The sequence below is a fragment of the Streptomyces sp. NPDC051172 genome, assembly GCF_040682555.1.
In the GTDB taxonomy this organism is placed as follows: Bacteria; Actinomycetota; Actinomycetes; order Streptomycetales; family Streptomycetaceae; genus Streptomyces.
In genome coordinates this window covers 1-11,025 of the sequence record NZ_JBFBBE010000197.1, presented here as the reverse complement: position 1 = coordinate 11,025, position 11,025 = coordinate 1, and the positions used below count along the sequence as shown (strand labels likewise).

The window sequence follows — 11,025 nt, the reverse complement described above, 5'->3', positions numbered from 1 at the left end:
GCATCAGCCCCCGCAGATAGCACTCACCTCTGGCCCGCTGATCCTTGCGCGGCACCGAGGCGAACACATCCTCCACGAACAGCCCCAACGCCGCCCGTAACCGGTTCACTTCATGCGTGTCCACACACCCAACATGCTCTTGATCAGCACAAACGCAAAGACCTAACGAAGCACTACTAGGGCTCCGTCAAGTTCCGTGATTGCGTGGAGGGTTGGCGATCGGCCGGCAGGGGCGGACAGCGGAGCAGGCACGAGGGTTCGTTTCCACCGGGTCACAAGCAGCCGGTAGAGGGTGAGTCCGGCGGCTGCTACTTGGTGCCGACCGTGCGCAGTGCGGCGAGCACCAGTGCCCGGGTGACGGTGACGATTTCACTCAGGCGGACCTGTTCCTGTGGACCGTGTGCGAGGCGTACGTCGCCGGGGCCGTACTGCAGCGTGGGGATGCCCGCCCCGGCGTACAGGCGCAGGTCGCTGCCGTAGGGGGCGCCTCGCTCGGAAGGTCGCGGGCCGCCGGTGACGTCGGCGTGCGCGTCGGCGACCTGGGCCGCGAGCGGATGCCCGGTCGGCAGCCGTCCGCTGGCGAACTGCCCGCCGGGCCACGTCACCGTGGCGGGGTGGGAGCGCAGCCAGGGGTCGGCCGCGCAGGCTTCGTCCACGCACGCTTCCAGTTCGGTGCGTGCCTGCGCCGGATCCTCGCCCAGCCGGACGCCCAGTCTTCCCTCGGCCACCAGCCGGTCGGGCACGCTGCTGGCCCAGTCGCCGGCATGGACGGTACCGACGGACAGCGGGTAGGGGATGGGGTATTCGGACATGAGCGGGTCGGCGCCGACGTTGCGGCGGGCCTCCAGACGGGCGAGCGCGCGGTGGATGGGCAGATATGCGTCGATGGCGCTCACTCCCACGTATCTGGTGCTGCCGTGGGTGGCCCGGCCGGGTACGTGGATGCGAAAGGTCAGGGCGCCGGCGTTCGCCGTCATGACCGCGCCGCTGGTCGGTTCGGTGATGATGCAGACGTCGCCGGTGTGGCCGCGTTGGAGGGTACCGAACGCCCCGAGTCCGCCGTCCTCTTCGCTGACCACGAAATGCGCGGACACCTGGCCGCGGAGCTTTGCGCCCGCCTCCCGTATCGCGGCCAGGGCGGCGAGTATCGCCACCACCCCCGCCTTCATGTCGCACGCTCCTCGTGCGTGCACCACGTCCCCGGTGACCCGGGGGCGGAAAGGGTCGCCCTCCCAACGCGCCAGGTCTCCGGAAGGGACGACGTCGACGTGCCCCTGGAGGATCAGGGTCGGCCCGTCGCCCTGGGGCACCGTGCCGCCCACCAGACCCCACGCCTCGGTGCGCGGGGCCTCGCTGCCGGGAAAACGGGGATGGTCCCGTAGCTCGGGCAGGTTCATGGACCACAGGTCGACATCGAGGTCCATGCGCTTCAGATGCCGGGCCAGGACGTGCTGAACCTCGGACTCCGCGGCGCTGCCCGTCACGCTCGGAACCACGAGAAGTTCCAGCAGCAGCCGGGCGATGGCCGCCTCGTCCACCGCGGCCAGTGCCGAGGCTTCCACATCGCTCAGGCTTGCTGCCATCTCACCACTGCTCCCCGCACGTGACATCAGGACAAGCCGGAGACTATGTTCGGCGGACAGCGCAAGCAATCGCCATGTGCTGCTGCCTACTGTCGCTTTCTTGCAATGTCAGCGGTCCCCTGGCGATTTCTTGCGCCGGGCCGCAGGTTCTGACGTCTGGAGTGAGGTCATGGACGCCATCGATCAAGCGATCATCCGGTACGTGCTGCACGACGCGCGGGCCACATACGCCCAGATCGGCAAGGCGTCCGGGCTGTCCGCGCCCGCCGCCAAGCGGCGTCTGGACCGCCTGGTGGCTACCGGAGCGATCCGCGGTTTCACGGCTCTCGTCGATCCTCAGGCCTTGGCCTGGCATACCGAGGCTTTCGTCGAGGTCTACTGCACCGGCAATCCCACCCCCGCCGAACTGCGCCAGGCCCTGGAGGCCATCCCCGAGGTCGTCGAAGCCTGTACCGTCTCGGGCGCCGCCGACGCAGTCGTCCACATGCTCGCCAAAGACATCCCCCACCTGGAACAGGCCATCCAACGGGTGCGCGCCACCGCTCCCGTGGAACGGACCGAGAGCGCCATCGTGCTCTCCCGGCTGTTGAACCGGCCTCGCGTGTGATCGACACCGTGGGACCAGCGCGAGTGCCGCGGCCGGCGTCCGCCGGCCTCGGGCCGACGCAGCAAACCGGTGGTCGCCTCGGTGGCTACTGACTTCCTCGGGTTGTTCTCGGCTGCCGGGTGAGGGTCAGTCTGGTGTCGGCCAGGCAGCCGTCGATGAGGTCGGGCCGGAGCTGGATATGACGTAAGCCCCGGCGGAGGGTGCGTTCGAGGTGCTCGTCGTCGGTGAAGGCGGTGTTGGCCAGCGGTCCGGGCCGTAACAGCGACCAGACATCCTCGACCGGATTCAAGTCCGTTGCACAGGAAGGAAGTTGGATGATAGTGAGCCAGTCGTGTGCGGCCGCGTACTGACGCATCCCGGCTGCCCGATGGGTGTTGAGACTGTCCCAGAACAGCACGATAGGTGCCTGGAGTTGGTTGTGAGCCCGCACGGCCAGGTCGCGGTAATCGCTCCAGCCGAAGGTGTCGCGTCCCTTGCCTTTGTGTTTGCGTTGGCGGGGGTCGGCAGATCAACCGGGAGCTCTCGCCCGGCTTGTAGCAGCACATCGCGGCGATCGACCAGCGGCGCCAGGAGCGGCCCCGCACCCACACCACCGGCGTGTGTCCACGCAGGCCCCGGTGCGAGCGCGCGGCGGCGTCATCGCGAACCCGGCCTCGTCCTCGAAGTCGATATACGCGCCCAGGGCCGCCGCGGTCATTCCGCCTGCGGCCACACATCCTTCTTCCACAGCCCAACCGCTAGCTCGTCGCGCTCAAGTGCCCGGCGGGCCGGCGACCGCAGGGATCACCACCCGCCACCACCCCCGACAACACGCCGAGGAAGTCAGTGGACCAGCGTCCGCACTGGCCTCACCGGGCGTTTTCGTTCCGCACCTCGCCCGCATGCCGGGGGAGCGTGCGGGCGCCCCGGAACGCGTGCGTGACGATCTGGATCGCGAGGTCTTGGTCCTGGTCTCGGTTTCCCATACGGCTGTCCGAAGATGACCGGGGGCGGGGCCTGCGGCCCAAGCGCGTGGGGCCGGCGTCCGGTTGGGCGGCCCCGCTGTGTAGCCGGCGAGTTCGGGGCATTTGGTGGGGCTCTCGGCCGACACCGGTGATACCGCGTATCGAGCGAGGGAATTCACTGGGTGGGAACCGGCTTGGACGTCGGCTGCCACTCCCGCCTGATCAGCCCGTAGATCCACGAGTCGGAGACCTCGCCGTTGACGATGCAGTCTTCCCGAAGCGTCCCTTCACGCACGAAGCCGAGCTTCTCCAGCACGCGGGCGGAAGCCGTGTTGCGTGTATCGGCCTCGGCTTGGACGCGGTTGAGGTCCAGCGTGTCGTATGCCCACCGCAGCAGAGCGTGCGCGGCCTCGGTCGCGTAGCCGTGGCCCCACGCCGCCTCGTGGAAGCAGTAGCCGAGCGATGCGCTGCGGTAGTCCGGATTCCACCTGGTCAGGCTGCACCAGCCGATGAACTCTCCGTCGCATTCACGATCTACGGCCAGCCGCGCCCCGGTGCCTTCCTGCGCCATCTGTCGGCAAGCCGTGATGAACTTCTCGGCGCGCCCGCGTTCGCGCCACGGCGGCGCGTCCCAGTAGCGCAGCACGTAGGCGCTGCTGTGCAGTGCGAAGAGGCCGTTCGCATCCTTGTCGTCGAAGGCACGCAGTCGAAGGCGAGCGGTGTGCAACGAGGGGGTGGGCAGCGACGTCCTCACGTTCCCTCCTTTGATCGGTGGCTGTTTCATCAGACATCCGATGCAGGTCACTCGCAACGGGTTTCTTCGGTCTGATCGTTGAAGACCTCCTGTGCCTGTCGCCGGAGTGGCGCGTCATCGTCGACGGATTCCGGCTGCGCTTGGCCCCCGGGGTGGTCTTGTGCTGGTGCCGGGCTTGCGGGCTGGTCGCGTCGCGGAGGTTCCGGGCGGGAGGGAGAGACGTGCGGGGTTCAAGGGGCGGGGGTGACGAGTTTCCAGTGCCTTTCGGAGACGACTTCCACACGGCCATCGGTGACTTTGATCGCGGTGTCGTCATCGATCGCGTAGGCCGGACCGGCGATCTGGGCGGCTCATCGCTGTGCGGCGGCCATGGTGATTTGGGGCCGGTCGGGGCGGTTCAGGTGCGGGAAGATCGAGAAGTCGATCAGTCCGAGTGTGCGGTCGTCAGCGGTGGGCGGTGCCCCGTCGGCGAAGGGCTGCCCGATGCGGGGGGTCAGCACACGAGTTCCAGTACGCCCACGGACTTCCTTCCCATATCGGCCTCGCGCAGGAAATGCCATGGCCCTGGCGGTCCGTAGGAGCTGCCGTAGCCCGCGGTGGGGTGCACAGCGCGTTGCACTGCGCGATCGGTTGGTCCAGGAGGCCGACCAGCGCCTTGTGGATGGTCGGGTTGGTGAGGCCGGCAGACGTGAGAAGAAGTCGCAGGATGCCCCGAACTGGCCGCAGAAGGAACGTGGTTGGCACCGTACCGCCCGCTTTCGAGGACCGGCGTCCACGACGGGAGGTACTGCTCGGGATGCCCGTGGTGCGTGGCTCCGGCCGCGGCCCCCTGGCTCGGGTGACGTCCCGGACCCTGTCCGTGCTGGTGAACGTCACTTCGGCGATCTTCGTCGCCTGCAGTCCAGTGCAGACGTCATCGGTCCGCGTCAGGGCACCCGTTACGCCACGCGCAGACGGTAGGGGCTGCGCGTCTTCAAGTCCTCATGCCGAGCTGGTGCCTTGCTCACGCAAGGCCGCCTCCAGCCGGGTGATGTCCTCCGTGTCCTTCTTGCGGCGGTGCCGTCCCGGGACCCGGACCGGCGTCATCTGCTTGATTCCGATCTGGGCGCGGGGGAGTGATGACCTGGCACCGCTGTGCCCCGACGCAGCCGGCAGAGGCATCGAGCATGCCCTCCGGCCACACTTCCCCCGGCCACGGGCCGTCGGCGACCACAACGCGCCCGATGCGGTCCTGGGCCAGGACGGCGAAGCTGCTCTCCACGCCTTGCTTGCGGAAATCGAGCGGCTGGTCGACAGACGGCCCGAACAGAAGTTCAAAACCGGAACCGAACAGCGGTCAGAACAGAGGAATCCTTCGCCCGGGTGGACCAGTCGATGTCCACACGGTCACGCCTGACCTCGCCATGAAGAAGTCCATGGCCCAGCCCCCGCAACGCGGTAAGTCCCCGCCTCCGAGCTCGATTTCCGGCTGCGGGAGCGGGCGAACGTTGCCCGATGCGGCACCGGTTCGAAGCGTATCGCGGGACCGTTCCCCACCCGGCCGACGTGACGGTAGCGTGATCGACGTGACGGCTGAGTGCGGGACAACAGAGGGCGAGGCCCTGGTCGGCGGCATGCTGAACGCGGGTGCGGTCTTCCGTCGCGGTGCCCTGGTGGAACGCCCGGCGCCGCGCACCGCGCGGGCCCTGCACGGCCATCTCCTCGCGCTCGAAGAGCAGGGGTTCGACGCGGCTCCCCGGCCGGTCCGGCTCACCGCCGACGGCCGCGAGCAGCTGACCTTCATCCCGGGCTATGTTGCTCTGCCGCCCTATCCCGGCTGGGCGATGACCGAGACCGCGCTGAGATCGGTGGGAAGCCTGCTGCGACGCCTGCACGGCTATCGAGGTTGACGCATCCGCTGAGTGGCCCCGGTCCCTGGCCGACCCGGCGGGAGGAACGATGCTGTGCCACAACGATGTGTGCCCGGAAAACGTCGTCTTCAGCGACGGCCAGGCCGCAGCGCTGATCGATTTCGACCTGGCGGCTCCCGGCCGGGCCGTATGGGACGTCGCCATGACCGCCCGCTACTGGGTCCCCCTCCTCGATCCCGCCTCCGCGGCGGTCTTCTATCCGGCGGGGCTGGATGCCCCGCTGCGACTGCGGATCCTCGCCGACGGCTACCGTCTCTCCTCCAAGGAGCGCGCGGAACTGCCCGGCGTCATCGAACAGGTCACGGCCTCCTGCCGGGCCTTCGTCGGCGACCGGGTGGCCGACCATGACCCCGTCTACACCAAGGCCCTGTCCGAGCACGGTGGTTGGCGGCGGTGGGACCGCATCCAGGAGTGGCTGGCGGCCCACCGCGAGAGGTTCACGGCTGCCCTGCTGGAATGAGGAGCTCGGAGGTTCAAGCACAAGCTGAGCGCCTGTCTTTGAACGCGTGTTCGCGTGCCGTGTGGCTTGTTGACGGCGTTGCGGGTGGTCTGACGGCTGGGTGGGGGAGTGCAGTGGCCGTGCGAGGCCGAAGTGCGCGTGCCGGTGCCCTTAGACCGTGTCCCATGCGGTGAGGCGGACGGGTCGCTTGTAGCAGCACAGGGCTGCGGCGAGTCCGAGAAAGACACCTCAGGCGCTCAACGTGTCAAGCTGCGGTGCTGAGTTCGACGGGGAAGGCAGTGGGTTCGTCGAACAGCTTGCGGTGCTGGAGGCAATGGTAGAGCTGACCGAGCATGCGGTTGAAGAGGTTCCTTTGGGCGGCTGCATTCCAGTCTCCGTGGTCGTCGCGGCGCCTGCGGTAGTGGGCTTTGGCGCCAGGTGAAGCGGTGATGGCGGAGACGCTCAGAGGTAGCCAGCGTGGTTCAGGCGGTCGTTCTTCACCCACCGTCGGGTGATGCTCGACTTCTTGCCGGAGGCCCTGGTGATGGGCGAGGCGCCTGCGTATGCCTTCAGACTGCGGGCGTCGGCGAAGCGGTTGCGGTCGTCTCCGATCTCGGCGAGCACCCGGGCACCGAGCTGGATGCCGAGTCCGGGAAAGCTGAGGATGATCTCAGAGTGCGGGTGCTGAGGGAAAACTTCCTCCACCGCCTCGGCCAGCTCGGCGGCTGCGATGCAGGCGCCTTCCAGCTGGACCCGGAGCACGAACATCTGTTTGCCGAGCGCATCCTCCACCGCCGACGGCTGGTGCGCACAGTCGGCGCGGAAGATCTCCCGGAGCCGTTCGGCCTCGGCTTCGATGCCCCGTTGGTGGTGGCCGGCGCGCCTGAGTGTGGCCTGCAGCTGCGTGCGCGTCAGCCGAGAGGCCCGCGTCCGTGTCGGAGCCGCCTTGAGAAGTTCATGCGCCGGCCGAACTCCGACGGCCTTATCGGCGGACCCCGCAGAGGGCGGCCGCGATACGGAACAGCTGAACGCGTTCCGATGGGCAATTCTCCTGCTCGTCGTGGTAATCGATTGCACAGCGGTAAATCTTCTGAATCATGCAGTCGGCGGCGTCGGCCGAACCGAGCATGAGTTGGCAGAACAGCCGCAGCTGCGCGTGCAGCGCGGCGTCGTGCCTTTCGGTCTTTTCCTGTTCGGTCATGCGTTGCCTTGGTCAGAGTCCGAACAGCGGAAACAGCCCAGAGCCGTGGAACGCGACGATCCGGCTGACGCCCTCGGCGGTGACTGTCAGTACGTGCAGTGCGTGTGGACGGCGCACACCGTCACGGCCGCGGGCGTACACCGCGAAGGCGGGCTGTCCATTGGCGGAGGTGGCGACCAGTTCGGCTGGACCGATTATCCGCATCTGCCTGAGCAGAAAAGCCACGATGGTGTCGCGGCCTTCGAACCAGGTCGCGATTGGCGGCATTTCCCATCGTGCGTCTTCGGTCAGTACCGCGACGAGTTGATCGACGTCCGCGGTTTCGAATGCGTTGACGTAGCGGTCGAGTAGGGCTCGCTGCCGTGGTTCGGCGGGTTCGGTCAGACCGTCCTCGCTGAGCGGAACCTGCGCACGCGCTCGCTGCAGCGCGCTGTTGACGGCCGCTGCCGTCATCTGCAGCAGTTCCGCGGCCTCGGTGGTCCGCCACTGCAGCACGTCGCGCAGGATCAGCACGGCTCGTTGCCGCGGTGGTAGCTGTTGGAGTGCTCCGATCAGGGCGAGCCGCATGGTCTGTCGTTGCACCACAACGGTTGCTGGATCGGTCGGCGCGGTGGCGAAGAGAAGGTCGGGCATCGGCTGCAGCCACGACACCTCCGAGGTTGGCTCGACCAGCCTGGCCTCCGGGCGTGTCTCGGGGGCGCCGAGATCGGCCGGCAGCGGCCTGCGCCTGCTCTTTTCCAGCGCTTTGAAACACGCCCGGGTCGCGATGCGGTAGAGCCAGGTGCGCAACGACGATCGGCCCTCGAACCCGTCGTATCCCCGCCAGGCGTCGAGAAAGACGTCCTGAACCACTTCTTCGGCCTCGTCGACCGAACCGAGCAAGCGGTAGCAGTAAGCGAGCAGCTCTCGTCGGAACGGTTCGCTCAGCCGTCCGAAGTCTTCGTTGCCGGCCTGCGTCTCAGTCATACTGTGCATGATCCGCGCCCCGGGTCGACGGTGCAGGGATGGCTGGCCGGCATCGTCGGGCCGTATTCGTCGTGTCGGTTCAGCCACGGGTATCGCGGCACCTGGGAGTAACCTGCCGGGGAGTCCTCCCAGTCCTCCCAGTCCTCCTGGCGTCCGAGCGCGGTGAAGTCGAGGGAGTTCAACGTTCCACCGATCAGTTCGTGTTCGCGATCGTTGATGAAGTAGGTGCGGTAGACGCTGTCGCTGTCGCGGACGAAGGCATTCGTGCCGTACCACTCGGCCACGCCGAAGTCGGCGGCGAAGCCGCCGGTGTACCACGGTATGACCCAGCCCATGCGCGCTTTCACCCGCTCGATATCGGGTTGCGGTACGGATGAGGCAAAGGCCAGCGTGGTGTTGCGGGCGTTGAGCTGCGCGAGATGGGCGACCTGGTCGGCCATCAGCGAGCAGCCGACGCACGCGTGGTCGGGCCAGCCCGACAACCCCGGCTCGAAGAAGGCGCGGTAGAGCAACAGCTGACCGCGGCCGTCGAACAAGTCGGGCAAGCGGACCGTCCCGTTCGGCCCGGTGAAGACGTATTCCTGGTCGACCTTCAGCCACGGCATCCGCCTGCGGTCAGCAGCCAGGGCCTCCCGGGCGCGAGTCAGGTCCTTCTCCGCCGCCAACAGCCACAGGCACGCGGCCTTCCATTCCGCTGGCGTGACGACCCCGGCCCGGTGGGTGTTGTTCATCGTGACGTCCTTGTGCAGGAGGAAATTCGGCTCAACAGACGGTGATGTCGGCCATGTCGATGGCGACCAGGACAATCCGGTCGTCGCCCATGGGGGCGTACGCCCGTCGGGTGGCTGGCACGATGATGCCGTCGATGTCGCGGTAGTCGGCGGCGTAAAGCTGTGACTCGGTTCCCGGATCGACGATGTCGATGGTGAAGTCGTGGCGGCGCAGCAGCCCGTCCGGGCCGAAGCAGAACACCTGCTTGCGGGTGTGGGACTTGATGTGGTCGGGGAAGGTCACGTGCAGCCGCCGCCAGGTTTCACCATCGGCCTCGATGGGCGCGATCTCTTTGCAGACGAACCCGGGCCACGTGAACAGGAACGGCGTGTTCACGTACGTCCACAGTGCTTCCCCGGTGAAGTACGCGAGATGCAGGTCGTCCCACGGCGTCTCGAACTGGTGGCCGTCAAACGACCGTTCAGGCTCGTCGCGCGCGTCGACAACCGTGCCGTCAGCCTGCCGAAGGACGACCCGGTCGGGTTGGAAGACCGACCGGCGGTTCTGACCGACGAAGTCCATGGTCAGCCGTTCCTGTGTGGTGTCCACTTCGAAGCGGACGTCCCTCAGTGCGTCAGCCTTCCCCTTGACCTGCCAGAAGGCCCCGGTGATGGCGGCGTCGACACGGATCGACCGAATCCGGTTCCACCGGTCCAAACCACCATGCGCGGCGACCGCGGTCGCGAGTAGATCGTTCATCGCCTTGCTCCTCTGCTGGGGTGCCCCGGCCGCCGATGTGGCGGCCAGGCGTGTTGTGCTCAGTCGACGATGAGTCCGCCGGTCAGGTTGGCGACGGTTCCGGTCATGGCGGCTGCCCGGTCGGAGGCGAGGAATACCGCGACCGAGATGAGTTCGGCCAATACGGTGGGGCGCTTGCGGTGGGTCATCGCGGCGGCGGCGGCGATGAGCTGGTCTTTGGGGATGCCCACCGCGTCGGCGTGCAGCCCGTACACGACGTCGATGACCGGTGTCCCGATCAAGCCCGTGGTGCGCAGGCAGATCGAGCGGACGCCGTGCTGGGCCCATTCGGCGGACAGCGCGCGGTTGAGGGCTTCCATCGCCGCCCAGCCGACGCTCATGCCGCCGACCAGGGGCAGACTCACGCGGGCGGGTTCGGGTGTATTCATCATGATCACTCCCGAGCCCCGGGGGATCATGTGCCGTGCGGCGGATTTCGCGGTCACGAAGTGCGCCTGGGCATAGGTCGTGATCGGTCGCATGAAATTGTCGACCGGTAGGTCGGTGAACGGGATTCCCTGTAGTCCCCTCGGTGAGATTCCGATCGCGTTGAACGACACGTCGATGCTGCCGACGTCGGCCACGACGGCATCGAGGTGTTCCATGACGGATTTCTCGTCCAGGGCGTCGACCGCAGCGGTCTTGACGGCTCCGCCCGCAGCGGCGATTCCCTTGGCGACGGTGTTGATGGTGTCGAGATTTCGCCCGGTCAGGAAGACCGTGGCACCTTCGTCGGCGAATCCGCGGGCGACTGCACCGCCGACCGCTCCGCCGCCGCCGTAGACGACCACGTTCTTGTTTTCCAGCAACATATCCTTCTCTTTCTTGTGATTCACGCCAGCGCGTGAAGTCCGCGTCCGTTGAGCTCGTATGCCCGCAGCTGGTCCCGGTTGTCGGTGTCCTCGCACAGTCGCGCGATCTCGGCACCGACAATGGCCGGCGTGAGCAGCGGTTCGAGTGCTGTGGTGAATGTGGCGGTGTCGATTCCCTGACGCTGGGCGTAGGCGGCGACACCTGAGCCTCGATCCACCGCGTGAATATTGATCACGGGTGTCGGGCGGGTTGCGGGTGTTTCTTCGGGGTGCGGGCAGCGGTGATCGCCGGGTGGCCGT

11 protein-coding genes and 2 pseudogenes are annotated in these 11,025 nt (G+C 67.4%); 2 read left to right on the top strand and 11 right to left on the bottom strand.

Annotated elements, in window-relative coordinates; translation table 11 throughout:
• Window positions 1-308: 308 nt before the first annotated feature.
• Window positions 309-1,583 carry an ArgE/DapE family deacylase gene (locus AB0N07_RS48040; protein WP_365846855.1) on the bottom strand — a complete coding sequence of 425 codons (1,275 nt, stop codon included), beginning with the start codon at window positions 1,581-1,583 and terminating at the stop codon, window positions 309-311.
• A 169-nt stretch (window positions 1,584-1,752) separates the two neighbouring features.
• Here AB0N07_RS48040 and AB0N07_RS48035 point away from each other — a divergent pair, with 169 nt between their 5' ends.
• Entirely contained in the window at window positions 1,753-2,190 is a 438-nt protein-coding gene (locus AB0N07_RS48035; protein WP_099926455.1) for an Lrp/AsnC family transcriptional regulator, read from the top strand.
• 85 nt (window positions 2,191-2,275) lie between these two features.
• On the opposite strand, the gene AB0N07_RS48030 is transcribed toward AB0N07_RS48035, so the two are convergent.
• The 3 genes from AB0N07_RS48030 to AB0N07_RS48020 form a co-directional block, all read right to left on the bottom strand.
• Window positions 2,276-2,587, bottom strand: a complete 312-nt coding sequence (locus tag AB0N07_RS48030) for a transposase (RefSeq protein WP_365846853.1) — start codon at window positions 2,585-2,587, stop codon at window positions 2,276-2,278.
• A gap of 722 nt (window positions 2,588-3,309) precedes the next feature.
• Window positions 3,310-3,918 (bottom strand): GNAT family N-acetyltransferase, encoded by a 609-nt coding sequence (locus AB0N07_RS48025; RefSeq protein ID WP_365846851.1) that lies wholly within the window; start codon window positions 3,916-3,918, stop codon window positions 3,310-3,312.
• 320 nt (window positions 3,919-4,238) lie between these two features.
• Window positions 4,239-4,388, bottom strand: a complete 150-nt coding sequence (locus AB0N07_RS48020) for a hypothetical protein (RefSeq protein ID WP_365846849.1) — start codon at window positions 4,386-4,388, stop codon at window positions 4,239-4,241.
• A 1,113-nt stretch (window positions 4,389-5,501) separates the two neighbouring features.
• Between AB0N07_RS48020 and AB0N07_RS48015 the strand changes: the two are divergent.
• Window positions 5,502-6,258, top strand: a pseudogene (locus AB0N07_RS48015) (phosphotransferase).
• Between the two features lie 244 nt (window positions 6,259-6,502).
• Here AB0N07_RS48015 and AB0N07_RS48010 read toward each other — a convergent pair.
• From AB0N07_RS48010 to AB0N07_RS47980, 7 genes and pseudogenes are all read right to left on the bottom strand, one after another.
• Window positions 6,503-7,206, bottom strand: a pseudogene (locus AB0N07_RS48010) (IS110 family transposase); the annotation flags it as partial.
• A 13-nt stretch (window positions 7,207-7,219) separates the two neighbouring features.
• On the bottom strand, window positions 7,220-7,438 hold the full coding sequence (locus tag AB0N07_RS48005; RefSeq protein WP_365846857.1) for a hypothetical protein: 219 nt from the start codon (window positions 7,436-7,438) through the stop codon (window positions 7,220-7,222).
• 12 nt (window positions 7,439-7,450) lie between these two features.
• A complete protein-coding gene (locus AB0N07_RS48000) occupies window positions 7,451-8,404 on the bottom strand; it encodes a sigma-70 family RNA polymerase sigma factor (RefSeq protein ID WP_365846847.1) in 954 nt (317 codons plus the stop codon).
• A complete protein-coding gene (locus AB0N07_RS47995; protein ID WP_365846845.1) occupies window positions 8,401-9,135 on the bottom strand; it encodes a DUF899 family protein in 735 nt (244 codons plus the stop codon). Before AB0N07_RS47995 ends, AB0N07_RS48000 begins: the two co-directional genes overlap by 4 nt.
• Before the next feature lie 31 nt (window positions 9,136-9,166).
• Window positions 9,167-9,874 (bottom strand): hypothetical protein, encoded by a 708-nt coding sequence (locus AB0N07_RS47990; protein WP_365846843.1) that lies wholly within the window; start codon window positions 9,872-9,874, stop codon window positions 9,167-9,169.
• A gap of 59 nt (window positions 9,875-9,933) precedes the next feature.
• The gene (locus AB0N07_RS47985; RefSeq protein WP_365846841.1) at window positions 9,934-10,749 is read right to left on the bottom strand and encodes an SDR family oxidoreductase; all 816 of its coding nucleotides are present in this window, start codon (window positions 10,747-10,749) and stop codon (window positions 9,934-9,936) included.
• The coding region (locus tag AB0N07_RS47980) for a hypothetical protein (RefSeq protein ID WP_365846839.1) at window positions 10,746-11,025 on the bottom strand (280 nt) is incomplete at its 5' end. The genes AB0N07_RS47985 and AB0N07_RS47980, both read right to left, overlap by 4 nt.